At 73.2% G+C, this 18,831-nt stretch carries 23 protein-coding genes and 2 pseudogenes; 13 read left to right on the top strand and 12 right to left on the bottom strand.

What is annotated here, in order from left to right:
• Positions 1–102 precede the first annotated feature (102 nt).
• Positions 103–831 carry a CBS domain-containing protein gene (locus ACFZDK_RS44550; RefSeq protein ID WP_390981787.1) on the top strand — a complete coding sequence of 243 codons (729 nt, stop codon included), beginning with the start codon at positions 103–105 and terminating at the stop codon, positions 829–831.
• Positions 828–1,436 (top strand): hypothetical protein, encoded by a 609-nt coding sequence (locus tag ACFZDK_RS44545; RefSeq protein WP_390981785.1) that lies wholly within the window; start codon positions 828–830, stop codon positions 1,434–1,436. Before ACFZDK_RS44550 ends, ACFZDK_RS44545 begins: the two co-directional genes overlap by 4 nt.
• Before the next feature lie 272 nt (positions 1,437–1,708).
• On the opposite strand, the gene ACFZDK_RS44540 is transcribed toward ACFZDK_RS44545, so the two are convergent.
• Positions 1,709–2,374, bottom strand: coding sequence for a CBS domain-containing protein (locus tag ACFZDK_RS44540; RefSeq protein WP_390981783.1), 666 nt, complete (start codon positions 2,372–2,374; stop codon positions 1,709–1,711).
• 400 nt (positions 2,375–2,774) lie between these two features.
• On the opposite strand from ACFZDK_RS44540, the gene ACFZDK_RS44535 reads away from it, so the two are divergent.
• The 4 genes from ACFZDK_RS44535 to ACFZDK_RS44520 all read left to right on the top strand — a co-directional run bounded on the left by ACFZDK_RS44535 (position 2,775) and on the right by ACFZDK_RS44520 (position 5,064).
• Positions 2,775–3,248, top strand: a complete 474-nt coding sequence (locus tag ACFZDK_RS44535) for a universal stress protein (RefSeq protein WP_390981780.1) — start codon at positions 2,775–2,777, stop codon at positions 3,246–3,248.
• Positions 3,249–3,321: 73 nt separating this feature from the next.
• Positions 3,322–3,999 (top strand): DUF429 domain-containing protein, encoded by a 678-nt coding sequence (locus tag ACFZDK_RS44530; RefSeq protein WP_390981777.1) that lies wholly within the window; start codon positions 3,322–3,324, stop codon positions 3,997–3,999.
• A 203-nt stretch (positions 4,000–4,202) separates the two neighbouring features.
• Positions 4,203–4,631: a hypothetical protein gene (locus ACFZDK_RS44525; RefSeq protein ID WP_390981775.1), complete on the top strand. Its 429-nt coding sequence runs from the start codon at positions 4,203–4,205 to the stop codon at positions 4,629–4,631.
• Between the two features lie 283 nt (positions 4,632–4,914).
• A complete protein-coding gene (locus ACFZDK_RS44520; RefSeq protein WP_390981772.1) occupies positions 4,915–5,064 on the top strand; it encodes a hypothetical protein in 150 nt (49 codons plus the stop codon).
• Positions 5,065–5,121: 57 nt separating this feature from the next.
• Here the strand turns inward: ACFZDK_RS44520 and ACFZDK_RS44515 are convergent, their stop codons facing one another.
• A complete protein-coding gene (locus tag ACFZDK_RS44515) occupies positions 5,122–5,775 on the bottom strand; it encodes a response regulator (RefSeq protein ID WP_390981769.1) in 654 nt (217 codons plus the stop codon).
• Positions 5,763–6,914, bottom strand: coding sequence for a histidine kinase (locus ACFZDK_RS44510; RefSeq protein WP_390981766.1), 1,152 nt, complete (start codon positions 6,912–6,914; stop codon positions 5,763–5,765). Before ACFZDK_RS44510 ends, ACFZDK_RS44515 begins: the two co-directional genes overlap by 13 nt.
• 18 nt (positions 6,915–6,932) lie before the next feature.
• Between ACFZDK_RS44510 and ACFZDK_RS44505 the strand changes: the two genes are divergently transcribed.
• The 3 genes from ACFZDK_RS44505 to mftR all read left to right on the top strand — a co-directional run bounded on the left by ACFZDK_RS44505 (position 6,933) and on the right by mftR (position 8,479).
• Positions 6,933–7,121 carry a hypothetical protein gene (locus ACFZDK_RS44505; protein WP_390981763.1) on the top strand — a complete coding sequence of 63 codons (189 nt, stop codon included), beginning with the start codon at positions 6,933–6,935 and terminating at the stop codon, positions 7,119–7,121.
• 355 nt (positions 7,122–7,476) lie between these two features.
• Complete coding sequence (locus ACFZDK_RS44500; protein ID WP_390981761.1) at positions 7,477–7,731, top strand: SDR family oxidoreductase; 255 nt, start codon at positions 7,477–7,479, stop codon at positions 7,729–7,731.
• A gap of 115 nt (positions 7,732–7,846) precedes the next feature.
• Positions 7,847–8,479, top strand: coding sequence for a mycofactocin system transcriptional regulator (gene mftR / locus ACFZDK_RS44495; RefSeq protein ID WP_390981759.1), 633 nt, complete (start codon positions 7,847–7,849; stop codon positions 8,477–8,479).
• Positions 8,480–8,503: 24 nt separating this feature from the next.
• On the opposite strand, the gene ACFZDK_RS44490 is transcribed toward mftR, so the two are convergent.
• The 3 genes from ACFZDK_RS44490 to ACFZDK_RS44480 form a co-directional block, all read right to left on the bottom strand.
• Positions 8,504–9,664: a GMC oxidoreductase gene (locus ACFZDK_RS44490; protein WP_390981756.1), complete on the bottom strand. Its 1,161-nt coding sequence runs from the start codon at positions 9,662–9,664 to the stop codon at positions 8,504–8,506.
• Complete coding sequence (locus ACFZDK_RS44485; RefSeq protein ID WP_390981754.1) at positions 9,661–10,491, bottom strand: acyl-CoA thioesterase domain-containing protein; 831 nt, start codon at positions 10,489–10,491, stop codon at positions 9,661–9,663. Before ACFZDK_RS44485 ends, ACFZDK_RS44490 begins: the two co-directional genes overlap by 4 nt.
• Positions 10,492–10,558: 67 nt before the next feature.
• Entirely contained in the window at positions 10,559–11,230 is a 672-nt protein-coding gene (locus ACFZDK_RS44480; protein ID WP_390981751.1) for a TetR family transcriptional regulator, read from the bottom strand.
• A 127-nt stretch (positions 11,231–11,357) separates the two neighbouring features.
• Here ACFZDK_RS44480 and ACFZDK_RS44475 point away from each other — a divergent pair, with 127 nt between their 5' ends.
• Both ACFZDK_RS44475 and ACFZDK_RS44470 read left to right on the top strand, forming a co-directional pair.
• Positions 11,358–12,251 (top strand): acyl-CoA dehydrogenase family protein, encoded by an 894-nt coding sequence (locus ACFZDK_RS44475; RefSeq protein WP_390981748.1) that lies wholly within the window; start codon positions 11,358–11,360, stop codon positions 12,249–12,251.
• Positions 12,182–12,343 (top strand): annotated as a pseudogene (locus tag ACFZDK_RS44470) (enoyl-CoA hydratase-related protein); the annotation flags it as partial. The gene ACFZDK_RS44475 and the pseudogene ACFZDK_RS44470, both read left to right, overlap by 70 nt.
• Before the next feature lie 133 nt (positions 12,344–12,476).
• On the opposite strand, the gene ACFZDK_RS44465 reads toward ACFZDK_RS44470, so the two are convergent.
• Both ACFZDK_RS44465 and ACFZDK_RS44460 read right to left on the bottom strand, forming a co-directional pair.
• Entirely contained in the window at positions 12,477–12,989 is a 513-nt protein-coding gene (locus tag ACFZDK_RS44465; RefSeq protein WP_390981745.1) for a VOC family protein, read from the bottom strand.
• A gap of 27 nt (positions 12,990–13,016) precedes the next feature.
• Entirely contained in the window at positions 13,017–13,862 is an 846-nt protein-coding gene (locus ACFZDK_RS44460) for a helix-turn-helix domain-containing protein (RefSeq protein WP_390981742.1), read from the bottom strand.
• 101 nt (positions 13,863–13,963) lie between these two features.
• Here ACFZDK_RS44460 and ACFZDK_RS44455 point away from each other — a divergent pair, with 101 nt between their 5' ends.
• Positions 13,964–14,671 carry an SDR family NAD(P)-dependent oxidoreductase gene (locus ACFZDK_RS44455; RefSeq protein WP_390981739.1) on the top strand — a complete coding sequence of 236 codons (708 nt, stop codon included), beginning with the start codon at positions 13,964–13,966 and terminating at the stop codon, positions 14,669–14,671.
• A 65-nt stretch (positions 14,672–14,736) separates the two neighbouring features.
• Here the strand turns inward: ACFZDK_RS44455 and ACFZDK_RS44450 are convergent, their stop codons facing one another.
• From ACFZDK_RS44450 to ACFZDK_RS44440, 3 genes and pseudogenes are all read right to left on the bottom strand, one after another.
• Positions 14,737–15,504, bottom strand: coding sequence for an acyl-CoA dehydrogenase family protein (locus ACFZDK_RS44450; RefSeq protein ID WP_390981737.1), 768 nt, complete (start codon positions 15,502–15,504; stop codon positions 14,737–14,739).
• Positions 15,505–15,506: 2 nt separating this feature from the next.
• Entirely contained in the window at positions 15,507–16,082 is a 576-nt protein-coding gene (locus ACFZDK_RS44445; RefSeq protein WP_390981734.1) for an acyl-CoA dehydrogenase family protein, read from the bottom strand.
• A 56-nt stretch (positions 16,083–16,138) separates the two neighbouring features.
• Positions 16,139–16,882 (bottom strand): annotated as a pseudogene (locus tag ACFZDK_RS44440) (AMP-binding protein); the annotation flags it as partial.
• Between the two features lie 177 nt (positions 16,883–17,059).
• Between ACFZDK_RS44440 and ACFZDK_RS44435 the strand changes: the two are divergent.
• The gene (locus ACFZDK_RS44435; protein WP_390981732.1) at positions 17,060–18,238 is read left to right on the top strand and encodes an acyl-CoA dehydrogenase family protein; all 1,179 of its coding nucleotides are present in this window, start codon (positions 17,060–17,062) and stop codon (positions 18,236–18,238) included.
• Positions 18,239–18,267: 29 nt separating this feature from the next.
• Here ACFZDK_RS44435 and ACFZDK_RS44430 read toward each other — a convergent pair.
• The coding region (locus ACFZDK_RS44430) for an FAD-binding protein (protein ID WP_390981730.1) at positions 18,268–18,831 on the bottom strand (564 nt) is incomplete at its 5' end.

The raw sequence follows: 18,831 nt of genomic DNA, 5'->3' as shown, positions 1-18,831 counted from the left end.
ACGAGCGGACCGCCCCCGGGGGCCGCTCGGCCCATGCCCCGGCACCGTCGGCCGGCCGAGTCCGAAGGCGTCACCGCACGGCACCGACCCCTGGAGGCCGCCATGACCGGCACCCCGTCCGTGGTGGGCGACGTGATGACCCGCACGGTCGTCGCCCTGCAGCGAGGAGCGGCGTTCAAGGACATCGTGAAGGCGATGCGGGGCCGCGGGGTGGGCGCCCTGCCCGTCCTGGACGACGACGGACACGTCATGGGCGTCGTCTCGGAGGCGGACCTGCTGCGCAAGGAGGAGCTCCGGGACGGCGCCTCCGGCGAGTACACCCGGCTGCTGCGGTCCGGCGACCTCACCAGGGCGGCCGCGGCGACCGCCGGGGAGCTGATGAACACCCCCGCCGTCACCGTCCGGGCCGACGCCACGCTCCCGCAGGCCGCGCGCACGATGGCGCAGCACGGGGTCAAGCGGCTGCCCGTGGTCGACGCCCAGGGCGTGCTCGTCGGCATCGTGAGCCGTTCCGACCTGCTCAAGGTGTTCCTGCGGGACGACGAGCAGATCGCCGAGGAGATCCGCCGCGACGTCCTCCCGCACCTCTTCGCCGCCGAGGCCGAACCGGTCGATGTGCGGGTCCGCGACGGCGTCGTGACCCTGACCGGCCGGGTCACGGACACCGCGCTGGTGCCGGTCGCCGCCGGCTGGGTGCGGGGCGTCGAAGGCGTCGTCGACGTGGACTGCGCACTGGCCGGACCCCGCCGCCGACCCGACCTCGACCCGGACCTCCCGGACACCGAGGGGAGTCCGAGCCCGCCGACCGAGCAGGCAGGCACCGGACCATGAGGCGCGACGACCGGCGCAGGCCGACCGTGCGGTACGTGCGGTGGTGGCGCTGGCGGCACAATCCGCTGCGACGGCACAGCGACGTCGTGGAGGGCTGGGTCGTGCTCGCGCTGTGGGTGCTCACCCTGGTCGGCGGTGCGCTCGCCGGCTGGGCCGCCGCCGCGGGCGTGGACCGGACGATCGCCGACCGGCGGGCCGGCGTCCACACCGTCTCCGCCGAGCTGACCGAGAGCGCCGCGCACGGCACGCCCGTCACGGCGGGCTACGACATCGGCAGGACCTGGGTCACGGTCCGCTGGACGGCCGCCGACGGCTCCGTGCACACCGGCCGGGCCAAGGTCCTCCCCACGGCGGCCGCGGGCAGCCATGTCCGGGTCTGGGCGAACCGGAACGAGGCGCTGATCACCGAACCACCGGGCAAGGCGGAATCGACCTTCGAGGCGGTCGTGGCCGGCACCCTCGCGGCCCAGCTCACCGTGACCACGGGCTACGGCACCGGCTGGCTGATCCGCCGCCGACTGCTCAACCGACGCCTCGCCGAATGGGACGCCGAGTGGCGCCACATCGGCCCCCAGTGGCGCAACCTCAGCGGCGGCAGAGGCTGACCGACAACGGCGGCAGAGGCTGACCCACCGGGGCCGGTCGGGACCCGGAGGGGGCCGGTCGGCCCCATGTCCGACCGACCGGCGGGCGGGAAGGTGGAGTCGACCGGGAGTGGGCGGGTGGACCAGCACGGTTCCGGTCCCTCAGGAGAAGGCGGGGACCAGGACCGTCCCGGAGCGGACGGGCCGCCGCAGGGGGGAGGCCCGACCGCACCAGGTGTGCGCGGCCGACGGACAGCGGCCGCGCACACCGCCGTGTCCGCCGGATGCCGGGGTCAGTTCGTGTCGCTGCGCACGGAGACCGGGGCGAGGTGGCAGCGGACGTCGACCACGCCCTCCACGGCGCGTGCCAGGCGTGCGGCGACCGGGGCCAGATCGGTGCTGTCGATCCAGCCGGCCAGGGTGACGACCCCCTCGTCGACGTCCACTCTGATGTGGTCGGCGGAGAGCGGGAACAGCCGGTCGACGACCTCCCGGCGTACCTCCTCGGTCAGTTCCGCGTCCTCGCGCAGGAACACCTTCAGGAGGTCCGCGCGGCTGACGATGCCCTGGAGCAGGCCCACGCCGTCCACGACGGGCAGCCGCTTGACCCGGCACCGGGCCATGATGCGCGCGGCCTCGGCCAGGGTGGCGTCCGCGTGCACGGTCACCGCGGGCGCGCTCATCAGCTCCCCGGCGGTCACCCCGCCGGCCTTGGCCAGATCGGCCAGCCGCTCCCGTTGCACGAACCGGTCCGGGTCGCTGTCGCGGAACTCCTCCTTCGGCAGCAGATCGGCCTCGGACACGACACCGATCACCCTGCCCTCACCCTCCAGCACGGGCAGGGCGCTCACCTTCCACCGGTCCAGCAGCGTGACGACGTCCTTGAACGGGGCGTCGCGGCCGACGGCGACGGGGCTGTGGGTCATCACATCGCTGACGGTGTGCGGGCTGCCGCGCATGGCCGCCTCCTCGGATCTCCCCGTCTCCCAGCGTGGGACCGCTGCGGACCGGACACCAGGGCCGCCCGGACCCCCTGAGAGGCTCTTCGGCCCGCGCACCGGCGAGGCCGCGGCGCGCGAGGGCGGGAAGGACGCCATCCACTTCTCGCGGATCCTGATTGCGCGGTGCGCGACCGCCGCCGGCCGCTTCCCCGCGTCCTGTGCGGGTCCTTCCCGTCCCCTTCAGCACACCACGGGACGGCCCGCACCACCAGTGCCGGGGCTCCCGGACGGAGCCTCCCGGTCCGGGCATCCGCCCGGTGTCCGTCATGCCGCCGGCCGTACTCCTCTGGCGGAGCGGCCGACCGTCGCGCAGCGTGGAGGTGGGGGCTGGCCGAACGCCGGAGGAGAGGTGGCAGGCATGGACAGTGAGGTCCCCGAGGCGCGTGTCGTGGTCGGCGTCGACGGATCGCCGTCCTCGTACGCGGCCCTGCGCTGGGCCCTGCGGTACGCCGGTCTGGTCGGCGGTGCCGTGGAGGCGATCGCGGTGTGGGAGCTGCCGGGCCTGTACGGCTGGTCGGGGCCCGCCGTGGACATGGACGTCGATGCGGAGGAGGCCCGCGACCGGATGCGCCAGGAACTGACCGACGTGCTCGGCCCGGACGAGGCCGCCTCGGTCCGCTCCCACCTGGTGCACGGCAACGCCTCCGACGTCCTGCTGAGGGCCGCCGAGGGCGCCGAGGCCCTGGTCGTCGGCAGCCGGGGCCGGGGCGGGTTCGCCCGCGCCCTGCTCGGTTCGGTCAGCCAGCATGTCTCCCAGCACGCCACCTGCCCGGTCGTGATCGTGCGCGCGGACCAGAAGCGATCGGACCAGAAGCGATCGGACCAGAAGTGAGACGGGGCGGCCACCGGCAGGGGGCCGCCCACCGTCGCGGTAGGCTGCGCCACCCGTACGAGGGTGGGGTGGCATGGACGTCCTGGGCATCGACGCCTGTGGCAAGCTCGGCTGGGTCGGGATCGGGCTCACGGACGGGGCGTACGCGGGCAGCCTGGTCGACGTCCGGCTCGACGCGCTGATCGCACGCGCCGCGACGGCACGGGTCGTCGCGGTGGACATGCCGCTCGGCCTCGTCGAGAACGGCTGGCGCGCCGCCGACCTCGCCGCCAAGGCCCTGCTCGGCAGGCGCCGCAACAGCGTCTTCCTCATCGCCCCCGAACCGGCGTGGCGGGAGCGGGACTTCACGGCGGCCGCCGACCGCTGCCAGGAGCTGACCGGCAACCGGCTCACCCAGCAGGCCTGGGCGCTGGCCCCCAGGCTGCTGGAGGCCCGCGCGTGCTGGGCGGCCGACGACCGCGTCCACGAGGTCCACCCCGAGGTGTCCTTCCACGCCCTGGCCGGCGGGGTGCCACTGACCCACGCCAAGAAGACCTGGCGCGGCCAGCAGCTGCGCCGCTCGCTGCTGGCCGAGGCCGGCATCGTCCTCCCGGACGCGCTCGGCGAGGCGGACCGGGTGCCCGCGGACGACGTGCTCGACGCGGCCGTCGCGGCCTGGTCGGCCCACCGGATCGCGCGGGGGACCGCACGGCGCATTCCCGAGGCGCCCCAACTCGACCGGGAAGGCCGCGCGGTCGAGATCCGGTTCTGACCGGCCCCGGGCGGCGCCGGGTGGCGGTGGCCCACCGGCGGACTCCGCACCCCAGCGGCTCGTCGCGTGGTGGAGCGGGCTACACCACGGGTCCGGGAGCGCGCTCCCTCGTGGCCGAGCAGGGACGAGGGGATCGTGGACGGCAGAGATCCCCGGGGCGGACCAGCCCCTCGTCCCTCGCCCCACGTCCTAAGGAATGCCCGATGGCCGCCAAGTCGCCGCTCGCCACCGTCACGTCGTTCTTCGCCGACCTGCTGCTCTGGTCCCTCTTCGTCGCGGGCCTGGCCGCCGCCGTGGGCGGGGCCGGTGCCGTGCTCGACGGGACGGCGAAGACCGCGGCGACCTTCGCCGGGATCGCCGTCTCGCTGCTGACCGGCACCCGCATCGCGAAGAAGCCGAAGATCAAGGCGTTCCTGTCGACCCGGCCGGTGCTGTGGTTCCTGTTCCTCTTCAACGGCGGTGTGGCCGCGGTCGCCTACTTCACCATGGACGGCGCGAAGGGCATCGCCACCGCCGCCGGGATGGGCCTGGTCGCCCTGGGCGCGGCGGGCGGCCTGGTGTCGGGCCGCCGCAGGTCGGGCGGCGACCGTGCCCAGGAGGACCCGGCCGGTACCTCCGCCACCGGCTGGTAGGCGACGACCCCGGCGTACCGGGGCAGCCCCGCTCGTCCCGCTCCCGGGCCCGGATCCGTCCCTGGATCCGGGCCCTTGCCGTACCGGTCTCGCCCCCGCGGTGGTGGAGCGGGCTGCACCACGCGTTCGGGAGAGTGCTCCCTCGTCGCCCGCGCCGCCCCGCGAAAGGGTGGAACACGGAGCGCCGGACGGCCCCCGCCCCGGTATCCGCTCCCTTCGCCCGTCCCGAATTCCCGTTGTGGAGGCTCCTCCGTCATGGCAACTGTCCTTTATCACCTGGGCCGTGCGGCCCCTGCCGAAGTGGCTGCCCCGGCTGCTGCCGGACATCGACGTCGAGGGCGAGAAGCTGAGCCGCAAGGTGCCCGCGCCGACCGCCTCGACCGCTTCGGCGTCCGAGGCGCCGCGGACGGCGGAGCCCGCCGCGACGCACTGAGACGCAGGGAGGGGCCGCCCCGGCCGGGGCGGCCCCTCCCTGCGTCCTGCGTCCCGCTCACGCCTGCGGCGCGTGCGCCAGATAGGCGAGGACTGCCAGCACCCGGCGGTGGCCGCTGTCGCGCGGCGGCAGGTTGAGCTTGAGGAACACGTTGCCGATGTGCTTGTGGACCGCGCGCTCGGTGACGACGAGGGTCCTGGCGATGGTCGCGTTGTCGTGGCCCTCGGCCATCAGCCCCAGCACCTCGCGCTCGCGGCGCGTGAGCGAGTCGAGCGGGGAGTCCTTGCGGCGGGTGAGGAGTTCGGTGACCACCTCGGGGTCCAGCGCGGTACCGCCGGCGGCCACCCGCTCCAGCGCGTCGAGGAACTCGTCGACCCGGCCGACCCGGTCCTTGAGCAGGTACCCGATCCCGCTGGTCCCGCCGCCCAGCAGCTCACTGGCGTACGACTCCTCGACGTACTGCGAGAGCACCAGCACCGGCAGCCCGGGGATCCGCTCCCGGGCCTCCAGCGCCGCCCGCAGCCCCTCGTCGCGGAAGCCCGGGGGCATCCGCACGTCGAGCACGGCCACGTCCGGGCGGTGCTCCAGGAGCGCGGGCATGATCTCGGGCCCGCTGCCCGCGACGGCCACGACGTCGTGCCCGGACGAGGTCAGCAGCAGGACCAGCCCCTCCCGCAGGAGGGCGTTGTCCTCGGCGATCACCACACGCACGGCAACTCCACTTCGATCACGGTCGGCCCCCCGACCGGGCTGGACACTTCCATCGTTCCGTCGAGCGCGGCGACCCGCCGCCGCATCCCCAGCAGCCCGGAGCCGCCGGTCTCGTCCGCACCGCCGCGGCCCTCGTCCCGGACCCGCACCCGCAGGCCGCGGCGCACCCGCACGAGCCGGACCTCGGCCCGTGACACCCCGCTGTACTTGACGACGTTGGTGAGCGACTCGGCCACCGCGAAGTAGGCGGCCGCCTCCACCGCCGCGGGCGCCCGCACCCCCTCGTCGAGACCGCCGTCGTCCACGGCGACCTCGAGGCCGCTGCCCGCCGCCAGCGCCCGGACCGCGCCGGCGAGGCCGCGGTCGCTCAGGATCGGCGGATGGATGCCGCGCACCACCTGCCGCAGCTCCGTCAGCGCCTTCTCGGCCTGTTCCTGGGCCTCGTCGAGGAGCCGGAGCCCGGTCTCGCGATCCCCGCCGTAGGCGCGCCGGGCGAGTCCGATGCGCATGGACAGCGCCACCAGCTGCGCCTGCGCCCCGTCGTGCAGGTCCCGTTCGATCCGGCGCAGTTCGGCCTCGTGCGCGGCGATCGCGTCGGCGCGGGTCGCGGCCAGTTCCTGGACCCGGGCCGCCAGCTGTGCCTGCGGGGACGGCTTGAGCAGGGCGGTGGACCAGTCGGCCTCCAGGTCCGCGAGCCGCACGATCAGCGGCAGGACGACGGCCTCGCGGCGCAGCAGCCCGCACCACACGCCGTCGACGACCAGCGCCACCGGCCACAGCGGCACGGCGAGGGCGAGCAGCGCGCCGTAGAACCAGTACGCGACCATCCACCGCGCGTCCGTCCGGGTGCCGGGGTCGCGTACGGCTGTCACCACCCGCTCGCGCACCGTCCCGGTCAGCGGCCGGTACACCTCGGGGATCTTCACCCCGGTCCAGGCGGCGGTCAGGCTCCGCTTGGCTCCCGCGATCCGCCGGATCAGCAGCACCGTCTCGGGCAGCAGCCAGACACCGACGACGGCCAGGGTGCCGATCGCGGTGATCAGCAGCACGGTGACGAAGATCCACATTCCGAATGCCATCGCGGCGGCCAGAAAGAGATGGACCGTGGCCCACCCGGCACGCCGCACCGATTTCCACATGAAAGGAAGCTAAAGGTTTTGCTTGAGTCACGCAAGTTTCGTTCGTCGCGCACCGGTGGCCGGGACATCCTGATCGTCGGACACGACCGCGCCGAGACCGACCTGCCGACCACCACACTGGAACTCGCCGGCTACCGCGTCGCGGGCACGGCGGGGACCGGCGCCGAGGGGACGCCCGGGTCGCGCGCGGCCGGTTCGGCCTGGTGACGTGGGACGCCACCCTGCCGGACCTGGGGGACGTCGCCCGAGGCCGCCGGATCTCGCCCACCATGGCCGACTGGCGCCGTGTCTTCGAGGTCGACCTCATCGGCACCGCCCTGGCGGCCGAGGCCCTGCGCCCGCCGGCCGGTGACGGCACCGCACACGTCTACTTCTCCTCGATGTCCCCGCTGCTCGCGGGCGTAGACAACCCCGACCCGGCCGTCGGCGCGATCCTGGACGACCCGCTGCACGAGGACTTCCTGACCGGATCCGCGAGGCCGTCGGACCCGGCATCGAGCGGTCCACGCTCGCCTACCCCTGGGCCAAGCGCGGCGTGGCCCGCTTCGCCCGGAAGGAGGCGGTGCGACTCGGGGCCGTCGGAGCCCGCGTGTGCTCGCTCGCGCCGGGCATCATCGACACCCCGCAGGGCCGGCAGGAGGCAGCCTGGCAGACCTCCATGAAGCAACTCGTGGACGCCACACCGCTCGGCCGGACCGGCAGGCCCGAAGAGGTCGCGGACGTCGTCGCGTTCATGCTGTCGGACGAGGCGAGTTTCCTGAACGGCGTCGACATCCTGGTCGACGGCGGCGTCTACGCGGCCGTCCGGGACCGGTGACGCGACCGGCTCCGTGCTCCCGCGCGTCCCGCGCGATGCGAGGATGGGCGCGACGGTGCGTGGGCCGCGGGGCCAGCGCGCCGCGGCAGCGGCCGGGTCGGAGGAGGGAACGCGGATGGAGCCGCCACGGGGCGACACGGTGGTCTGCGCGGCACCCGCCCGGATCGGCAGGCCGCGCGCGACCTCACGGGCCGCGCTCGAACGGCTCGGCTTCGAACTCTTCGCGCAACGCGGTTTCGACGACACGACGGTCGACGACATCGCCGCCGCGGCGGGCATCGGCCGGCGTACCTTCTTCCGCTACTTCGCCTCCAAGAACGACCTCGTGTGGGGCGACTTCGAGGAGCAACTGGCGCGGCTCGACGCCCTGCTGACGGCGGCCGACCCGGGGACCCCGATGATGGACGCGGTGCGCGAGGCGGTCGTCGAGTTCAACCGGTTCGACCCCGCGATGGTGCCCTGGCACCGGCAGCGCATGACGCTCATCCTGCGTGTGCCGACGCTCCAGGCGGACTCGGCCGTGCGGTACGCGTCGTGGCGGGCCCTGATCACCGGGTTCGCCGCCCGGCGCCTGGGCCGTCCCGCCTCCGACATGCTGCCCCGGCTGATCGGCAGCACCGTCCTGGCCGCCTGCGTCACCGCCTACGAGCAGTGGCTGGCCGACGAGAACGCCGACCTGGGCGGACTGCTGGACCTGGCCGTCCGGCAACTCGCGGACGGATACCGCGACCTGGGCCCTCGCCGCTAGCCGCGCCCGCTGCACGGCGCCGCGTCAGGCCGGACCGCGCCGCAGCTCGTCGGTGACGACCTCGCCGATGAGCACGGCCGTGGCCGCCGTACCCCGCAGCGGGGGCGTCGGCAGGATGGACGTGTCCGCGACCCGCAGTCCGCCGACCCCGTACACCCTGCCGTAGGCGTCGACGGCGGCCCGGGGATCGCCGGCGGGGCCCATCGGAACCGTGCCGCAGGTGTGGTGCGCCGTGCCGAGGTGCCCGAGGATCCACTCGTCGAGCAGCCGGTCGTCACCGAGCACGCCAGGGACCGGCCCGACGAGTCCTCGGGAGACCTCCGAGAAGTCGGCCGTGGCGGTCAACTCCGCGGTGGCGCGGACCGCTTCGCGCAGCCGCCGCCGGTCCGCCGCGGTCGCCAGACAGCCGTAGTCGAGCAGCGGGGGCGTCCCGGGATCGGCGGAACGGGTGCGCATCCGGCCGGTCGGCCGCGGGGTCTGGACCGAGACGAGAAAGGGCAGCGGCGCGCCGGGCACGGACACCGTCCCGCCCGTCAGCCCGGCCATCGGGACCAGGGACCCCAGCGCGTCCGCGACCAGCCGCAGCGACGGGCCGAAGCTGGTGCGGGCCCCGGACAGCCGCCGCTCGTCGAACGCCGCCGGTGCGACGCCGAAGCCCGTCACCCCGAACAGCAGCTCGGGGGAGGGGCGTCGGGACAGGTCGGCTGACTCGTCGATGGTCAGGCCGTCGAGGCGCCGCGCCAGGGACGTCAGCACGAGCGGCACCGCCTCGGTGATGAACCCGGGACTGCTGCCCGTGCTGTGGATCGAGCTGCCACCCCGCGCGCACGCCTCCTCGACCCGCTCGCGTACGACGGGATCCATGCTCCCCGGATGACGGAACTCGCCCCGCGTGGTCACCACGTTCGCACCCGACGCCGGCAGTCGGCACACCTCGTCGACATCGCAGGTGAGCGGCGCGTAGAGCACGCAGTCGGCATCCAGGGAGAGGACGTTGTCGACGTCGTGGGTCGCGGTGACTCCGGTCGGGCCGGTCCCGCACAACTCGCCCGCGTCGCGGCCCGCCTTGGCCGGTGTGTGGACGTACACGCCGGCCAGGGTGAGGCCGGGGTGCTCGATGATCCCGCGCAGCGAGCGGGCGCCTATGGTGCCGGTGGCCCACTGGACGACCCGGTACGGCCTCACGCCGACTTCCGGGTGAGGCGCAGCAGGGCCTCCTGGGCGTAGGACGCGACGAGGGAGCCGTCCTCGGTGAGGACGTCGCCCCGGCCGAAGCAGCGGCCGTGCGCCAGGACCGGGCTGTGCTGGCGCAGCAGTAGCCAGCCGTCCGCACCGAACGGACGGTGGAACCAGACCGTGTGCGAGGTGACGGCGGAGGTGAACGCCGTGCCGGAGTCGTGCTGGGTGACCCCGGCCAGGGGGCGCAGGGCGGTGCCGATGAGCGTCAGGTCGGTGGCGTACGCGGTGAGTGCCGGGGCCAGTTCCGCCGTCCCGGTGGCCGGGAGGTGCGTCCACACGTCGAACTCGGGCGGTGCGGCGACCGGGGTGTCCAGGTCGGTGGCGGCCCGCGTCTCCCAGGGGATCGGGTGGAGATCCGTGCGGTGTTCGGGGCCGGGCGGGGCGGGCACGGCCGGGACCGTCTGCCGGGCCGGGCCGTCCTCCGGGCTGTGCAGGGACACCGAGGCGGTGGCCACCACGCCCCGCGGCTGCCGGGCGACGATCGTCAGCGCGGCGAAGGAACCGCCGTCGTGGTGGCGCGCCACCTCGTAGCGGACGGGTTCCTCCGGCCGGCCCGCCCGCGCGAACAGGGCGTGGAGGGACTTGACTCCCTTGCCCGGGCAGCTCAGTTGAGCCGCCCGGACGAACTGGGCCAGCAACTGCCCGCCGAACAGGCGGTGGTAGCCGAGTCGTTGGTTGCCCGCCTCGTAGACGGGGCCCGTCTCCTCGTCGTGCCCCCGGAGGTCGAGGCAGTGCAGAAGATCGGCCCAGAGTTCACTCGCGGCAAGTGGCATGCCAGCGAGGGTAGTCTCACTATCCAGATATGAGAATGGCGCTCTCGCCCTACTCGCTCGACTCGGTCTACTCGCCGGTGATCCCGTTCGCGCAGTAGTCCCAGATCTCGTCGGCGGTCAGCGGGTGGGCCGTGTCCTGGCCGCTCGACTGGGCGTTGAACATGACGGTCTGCATGGTGAGCGCCGCCACCCGCTTGGGCTTGAAGTCCTCGCGGAGCAGGTGGGCGTCCTCCAGCTCCTGCATCAGCTCGGTGAACAGCGTCAGCAGGGGTGCGTTCGCCACCCGCATCTCGGCCGGGTGCGAGACCAGCAGGCGCAGCGCGAAGTCGCTGAACAGCGGACGCTGCTGGCCGGTCGGGTCGGGGCGTGAGCTCTCGAACAGCTCCTGGACGACCACCCTGAGCCGGTCCAGCGGATCGGACTGTTCGGCCGCGATCGCCCGCAACTGGTCGGCGGACTTGCTCATCGCGTCCTCGAACAGGGCGAGCAGCAACTCGTGTTTGCCGTCGAAGTGCTGGTAGAAGCTGCGCAGCGACTGCTTGGACCGGTCGACGACCTCCTGCACGGTGAAGTCGGTCGTGCCCTTCTCCGCCACGATCGCCTGGGCCGCGTCGAGGAACCGCTCCACCCTCTGCTCCGCCCGGCGTTTCGCCGCCTGGGTGGAACGCTCGACCGCGCGCCGCTTCCAGGCCGGTTCCTCGGTCGGTGTGCTCACGGGCTGCTCCGCCTTCTGTGCCATGAGGAGAACATTACTGCAGCACACCGACAAGCATCTGTATCCAGTCTGGACACCGTCGGAGATCTGGAGGAGACTTCGAATTCCATTTGAGGAGAATTACGTTCTCGTCGCCGGGGAGGCCGTTCGGATGCTGTTCGAGTTCGACGCCGAGCAACGGCTGTGGCAGGACACCGTGCACAAGGCCGTCCTCAAGGAGTGCCCGCCCGCGTTGGTGCGTGCCGTCGTGGACGACGGCGCCGACCCGGCCCCGCTGTGGCGCGCGTACCCGGACCTCGGCTGGACCGAGCTGACCGACCCGGCCGACGCGGTCGAACCGGCGATCGTCCTGGAGGAGCTGGGCCGGGCCACCGACCCCACGCCCTACCTGGCGACGCTCACCCAATTCGCCCCGCTCGCCCCCGGGTTCGGCGACCCCGGACAGTCCGGCACCGCCGTCTACGAGGGCATCACCGCACGGCCCGCCGACGGCGGCTGGATCCTCGACGGCACCGCCCGCCACGTACTGGACGGCGACCGGGCCGACCGCTTCGCCGTGGTCACCGACGCGGGCGTCTTCGTCCTACCCGCCGCCGCGGCGAGCGCCGTACGCACCCCGGTCCTCGACCCCGTCCTGCACCTCGCCGACGTCACCTTCGAGCAGGTCGGGGTGAGCGGAAGCGACCGTGGCGGGGCGGATCCGGACAGCGCCCGGGACATCGCGCTCACCGGCATGGCCCTGGTCATGGTCGGCGCCTGCCGCCGCGCCCTCGACCTGGTGCTCGACCACGTCCGCGGCCGCCGGCAGTTCGACGCCCCCATCGGATCCTTCCAGGCCGTCCAGCGCAAGGCGGCCGACATGCACGTGGCCGTCGAACGGGCCCGCGCCCTCGCCTACTTCGCCGCCCTCACCATCGCCGAGGACGACCCGCGCCGCCGCCTGGCCGCCTCGATGGCCAAGGCGTCGGCGGGGGAGTGCCAGGCCCTGGTGTTCCGCAACGCCGTGCAGCTGTTCGGGAGATCCTGTTCACCGGCCGCCCCCTGACCGCCGAGGAGGCGGAGCGGGTCGGCATGGTCAACCAGGTCGTCCCGCGCGAGGAGTTGGACACGGCCACCCGGGAACTCGCCGAGCGGATCGCCGCGATGCCCGCCTTCGGGCTGCGCCAGGCCAAACGCGCCGTCAACCAGACCCAGGACGTACAGGGCTTCTACGCCGCCATCCAGTCCGTCTTCGACATCCACCAGACCGGACACGGCAACGCGCTGAGCGTCAGCGGCTATCCGATCCTGGCGAAGCTGGACGAGATGAAGGAGAAGCTGCGGCAGACGTCGTCAGCTTCTGCGACAGTTCGATCATGTTGCCCCACGGGTCACGGAAGAACGCCAGCCGACGGCTGATGTCCTCGATCTCGAAAGGCTCACCGACAAGGTCGACACCACGACGGGCGAGCTCCGCACGTGCCGCGTCGACATCGTCGACATGGACGCAGATGTGCTGGTAGCCGCCGTGCCGCAGGCTGACTCCGAGGTCGTCGAGGACCTCGTTCGGGAAGGGCACCGGTCCGGCCAGCAGTTCCACGTGGAAGGTGTCGTCGTTCGGCGGACAGAGGTACGCGAGCTTCAGCTCGCCGTAGGGCCACTCGTGGAGCACCCGGAAGTCCAGCTTCTCCGTGTACCAGGCCTTCGCGGCGTCGTAGTCGGGAACGCGGATACCGACATGGTGGCCGCTGAAGGACGAAAAGGGGCTCGACGGGTTCTTCGGCGGGTGGGGAGGCATGGGCATCGCAATCACTCCTGTTCTGCTGAACCGTCAGGGGCCGGCCGCCAGGCTCTGCGTGCCGAGCACCGAGATCAGCGCCAGTTTCTCGGCGTCCTCGGTGCCGGGCTCGGCCGAGTACACGAGGATGTGCAGGTCGTGCTCCTCCACCCGGAGCTGGTCGCAGTCCAGGGTGAGCAGTCCCACCTGCGGGTGCTCGATCGTCTTCCGGGAGGCCTCGAGGCGGCCGACGCCCCCCGCGTCCCACAGCTCGGCGAACCGCTCGCTCCCGGCGCGCACCTCGGCGATCAGCCGCCGCAGTTGGCGGTCGCCGGGATAGCGGGCCGCCGTGGAGCGCAGCTCGGCGACCATGCCGGTCTCGAAGGCACGCCGTTCCTCCGGGGTGTGCCGCACCCGGGTCGGCCAGCCCAGGAAGTTCCGCCACACGCCGTTGCGCTGGAAGCCGCGCAGCTGGGACGGGTCGCCCATCAGCGCCGCGTACAGCGGGTTGGCCACCAGCAGCGTCATGGCCGCGTCGGACACCGCCACCGGGGTGCCGGCCAGCCGGTCCAGCAGCCGCTGCACGCTGGGCGTGATGTACCCGGGCACCATGTCAGGACCCGGCGGCACCAGCCCCGCCACCCCGAAGAGGTAGGTGCGCTCGTCGGCCGAGAGCCGTAGTGCCCGGGCGAGCGCCTCGACGACCTGCACGGACGGATTGGCGGCCCGGCCCTGTTCGAGACGCGTCACGTAGTCGACCGAGATCCCGGCCAGCAGCGCCAGCTCCTCGCGCCGCAGCCCGGCCGCCCGCCGCTGGCCACCGGTCGGCAGCCCCGCCGCGTCCGGGGCGACGCGGTCCCGCCAGCGCCGCAGCGCCTGCCCCAGTTCCGTCGCCGTCATGCCCCCAGTCAACACCGTCGGCCGTCGCCGTGCCTGGTACCGGCAGTCCCAGGAAGAAGGGTCTGCTGGCTGACCCGGCGGGCCGGGCGCAAGGTGGAGACATGACGACAACACTGATCACCGGAGCCAACAAGGGCATCGGTTACGAAACCGCCCGCCAGCTCATCGCCGCAGGTCACACCGTGTACGTGGGGGCCCGGGACGCCGAGCGCGGACGCCGGGCCGCGGAGGAACTGGGCGCCCGGTTCGTCCTGCTCGACGTCACCGACGACGCCTCCGTCGAGGCCGCGGCCAAGACCGTCGCGGCCGACGGCGGACTCGACGTCCTGATCAACAACGCCGGGATCGAGAGCAGGACCCCGGACAACAGCGTGCCCACGGCCGAGACGGTCACCGCCGACCAGATGCGCAACACCTTCGAGACCAACGTCTTCGGTGTGGTCCGCGTCCTGCGCGCCTTCCTGCCCCTGCTGCAGCGCTCGGCCGCCCCGGTCGTGGTCAACGTCAGCAGCGGTCTGGCCTCGCTGACGGCCCTCTCCGACCCCGACCACCCCGCGCACTTCTACCCGGGCATCGCCTACCCGACGTCCAAGACGGCCGTCAACATGCTCACCGTGCAGTTCGCGAAGGCGTTCCCGGCCCTGCGGATCAACTCCGTCGAGCCCGGCTTCACCAAGACGGACCTGAACGGCAACACGGGCACCCAGACCGTCGAACAGGGCGCCGAGATCATCGTCCGGATGGCACAGATCGGCCCGGACGGCCCGACCGGCGGCTACTTCGACGTCAACGGACGGCTGCCCTGGTGAACCGTGACCGACCGGGGCGGGCGCTCTGGTGAATCACGATTGACCGGGGCGGGCGTCCCGGTGAGTCACAGCTGAACCAGCCGGGGCGCGGTGCCGCGCGAGCGCACCAGCGCCCCGGCCTCACGCGTCAACTCCCGGGCGCTGCCCAGGAGTCCGTCCAGGACGACGGCCCGGCGGACATGCCGGTGCAGCGGGTGCTCGGCGGTGAACCCGATCCCGCCCAGTACCTGCTGGCAGTGCCGGGCCGCGGTCAGCGCCGCCTGCCCGGCCGCCGACTTGGCCAGCAGCGCGCCCAGGTCGTCCTCGGCCGCCGCGAGGACGGCCTCGGCGCCCTCCAGTGCCACCAGGGTCTCCGCGAGCCGGTGCCGTACCGCCTGGAACGCGGCGAGCGGGCGGCCGAACTGGACCCGGTCCAGGGCGTGCCCCCGGGCGAGCGCCAGCATGGCGTGGCCGGTGCCGAGCAGCCACCAGCCGACCGCCCGCCGGCCGGCGGCGAGCGGGACGGGATCGCCGGCGGGTACCGTGACCGGCCGCAGGGGCAGCTCCTCGTCCAGCCCGGCGCCCGGCGCAGCGGCTCCGTACTCCCACACCACCCACCGGCCGCCCGCATACGGCAGGGTCGCCGAGCCCACGACGTCCGTGAGCGCCGAGGCGTGCGCCCCCGTCTCGCCCAGCAGCCGGAACACCGTCGCGACGGCCGGCCTCGGGAACTCGGCCAGCAGCTCGCGCCAGCCCAGTCCGGCCAGCGCCGTGTCCAGGGCGGGACCCGGGGCGGTGGTCGTCATCGTCTTGCGGAGCGTCTGCGTCAGCAGCTCCCGTTCGGCGGGGTCCACGGTCACTCCCTCCCCAGGTCGAGCAGTCGGCGGGCGATGATGTTGCGCTGGATCTCGGCGGTGCCGCCGTAGAGGGTGGCGGCCTTCGCGTAGAGGTACTCCGACCGCCAGGGCGAGTCGGTCAGTTCCAGCACCCCGGGCAGCAAGTCCCGTACCGTCTCGAAGAGTTGTTGCTCGGCGGTGGCCAGCAGCACCTTGTCGACCGAGGTCTCCGGGCCGAGCCGGGCGCCTGCGGCGAGCCGGTGCCGGGTGGCGTGGGAGCGGCAGCGGACGGTGTGCAGGGCGAGGTAGGCGGCGCCCAGGGCCGCGTCGTCCGCGGCGTCCGTGGCGTCGGTCTCGTCCAGGAGGCGGTCGAGGCGGGCGTAGAGGTGGGCGACTCGGTGCCAGAAGCAGGTGGAGCGTTCGTGCGGGAGCAGGTCCATGGCGAGCCGCCAGCCGTCGCCGGGGCGGCCCAGCATCCGGTCGGCGGGCACGACCACCTCGTCGAAGAAGACCTTGCCCGACGGGGCCGCGTCCGAGCAGGTGGCCCACGAGGTCCTGGCGGCGTCCGGCCGTCGTGTCCGGTACGTCGTCGACACCTGGTCTCGGTCAGTCCGTAGGCGTTGGTGAAACCCGTGCCGGGGAAGGCCCGCAGCGCCGCCTCCAGCACCGTGTGCGGCAGGCGGGCACCGCCGTAGGCCAGCGCGCGCAGCGTCGGCACCTCGGCCGGACGGCCGTCCAGATGCTCGACGACCCTGGCCAGCATGGTCGGCACCACCATCGCGGAGGTGACGCCCTCGGAACGGACCAGCTCCAGCCAGGCGCCCGGCTCGAAGGCGCCGAGGTGCACCATGCGGCGCCCGGAGTACAGGCTGCTCAACACGGAGCCGACGCCCGCGACATGGTAGGGCGGGACCGAGGCCAGGACGGTGTCGTCCGGGGCGGCGGAGGCGAACTCCACGGTCTGCAGGACGTAACTGGTCAGATGCCGGTGACGGAGCACGGCCGCCTTGGGCGCGGCGGTGGTTCCGCTGGTGAACAGCAGCACGGCCGGGTCGTCCGCCGCGCCCTCCAGACCCTCGACCGGCTCGGCGGCCCGCCCCTCCGCCAGCAGGTCCTCGGGGGTGCGCACCGTCAGCCCGGCCCCGGCGAACACGCCGGCGAGGGACTGCTCCGCCACCACCAGCGGACGGTCGGTGTGATCGAGCAGACCGGTCAACGCGTCAGCGGAGAGTCGGTAGTTGACGGGCACCAGCGGCACACCCGCCAGCGCGGCACCGAACAAGAGCACGGGAAAGGACGGTCCGTTGACCCCGGCGAACACCAACTCCCGTGCCCCCGAACGATGGACGACAGCCGCCACTCCGCCGGCCGCGCGCCGAAGCTCCGCACAGGTCATTCCCGAGCCGCGCGGCCCGACCGCCACCCGGTCCGGATCGCCCGCCACGGCCATGTCGAGCAGCATCGCGATGTTCACGGCCCACCCTTTCTTCCGCTCCCCGACTGCGAACGATATTCTACGTATAGGGAAACCTCATTCTCCAGAGTTGTGCAGGGTTGCGCTCCAGGGGGCCGCGTGGATTTCGAGCTGACCGAGCAGCAGGAGGACATCCGTACGGGCGTCCGCGAGCTGGCCGCCTCCTTCGGCCCCGGGTACTGGGCCCGGCAGGACGAACGGGCCGAGTTCCCCTGGAGCTTCTACGACGCCTTCGCCAAGGCCGGCTGGCTCGGGATCGCCGTCCCCGAGGAGTACGGCGGCGGCGGACTCGGCGTACTGGAGGCCTCACTGCTGCTGGAGGAGGTGGCCGCCTCAGGGGCCGGCATGAACGGCTGCAGCACCATGCACCTGACCATCTTCGGCCTCAACGTCCTGGCCCGGCACGGCAGCGAGCGGCTACGCCGCGAGGTCCTCCCGCACGCCGCGGCCGGAGACCTGCACGTCTGCTTCGGCGTCACCGAACCCGACGCCGGCACCGACACCGACACCGACACCACCAGCATCTCCACCTTCGCCCGCCGCGACGGCGACCACTACGTCATCGACGGCCGCAAGATCTGGATCACCAAGGCGGGCGACAGCCAGAAGATGGTTCTCCTCGCCCGTACGACCCCGCGCGACCAGGTCGACAAGCCCACGAAGGGTGTCTCGGTCTTCCTGGTGGACGTCGACCGCACGGCCATGGACATCCGGCCGATCCCCAAGATGGGCCGGAACGCCGTCGCCTCCAACGAGATCTTCATCGACGGGCTGCGGGTCCCGGATAGCGCTCGCATCGGCGCGGAGGGCGAGGGCTTCCGCTACCTCCTCGACGGCCTCAACCCCGAGCGCATCCTGCTCGCCCACGAGGCCCTGGGCCTCGGCCGGGCGGCCCTGGATGCGGCCACCCGGTACGCGAAGGACCGGATCGTCTTCGGCCGTCCCATCGGCCAGAACCAGGGCATCGCCTTCCCGCTCGCGGAAGCCCTGACCCGCCTCGACGCCGCCCGCCTGATGGCCCGCAACGCCGCCTGGCGCTACGCCCGGGGGCTGGAGTGCGGCCGTGAGGCCAACATGGCCAAGTTCCTGTGCGCCGACGCCGGATTCCAGGCCGCCGACCGGGCGGTACAGACGCTGGGCGGTATGGGGTACGCCCGCGAGTACCACGTCGAGCGGTACTTCCGTGAGTCACGGCTGCTGCGGCTCGCGCCGATCAGCCAGGAGATGGTGCTCAACTACGTCTCCCAGCACGTGCTGGGACTGCCCAGGTCGTACTGACCCGCGCAGTCCCGGACCGGTGAACCGCCTCAGCCCTTGCGGGCCTTGACCTCGTCGGTGAGCTGGGGGACGACGTCGAAGAGGTCGCCGACGACACCGAAGTCGACCAGCTCGAAGATCGGGGCCTCGGCGTCCTTGTTGACGGCGACGATCGTCTTGGAGGTCTGCATGCCGGCGCGGTGCTGGATGGCGCCGGAGATGCCGTTGGCGATGTACAGCTGCGGGGAGACGGACTTGCCGGTCTGGCCGACCTGGTTGGTGTGCGGGTACCAGCCCGCGTCCACCGCGGCACGCGAGGCGCCCACGGCCGCGCCGAGGGAGTCGGCGAGGGCCTCGATGACCGCGAAGTTCTCGGCACCGTTGACGCCTCGGCCGCCGGAGACCACGATCGCGGCCTCGGTCAGCTCGGGGCGCCCGGTCGACTCGCGCGGGGTACGGCCGGTGACCTTGGTACCGGTCGCGGCGGCCGAGAAGGTCACGGCCAGGGCCTCGACCGCGCCGGCGGCCGGGGCGGCCTCCACGGCAGCGCTGTTGGGCTTGACCGTGATGACCGGGGTGCCCTTGGAGACACGGGACCTGGTGGTGAACGAGGC

Source organism: Streptomyces sp. NPDC007901 (assembly GCF_042959465.1).
GTDB lineage: Bacteria > Actinomycetota > Actinomycetes > Streptomycetales > Streptomycetaceae > Streptomyces.
The sequence above is the reverse complement of the archived record's forward strand: the minus strand, read 5'-3'. Positions and strand labels throughout refer to the sequence as shown.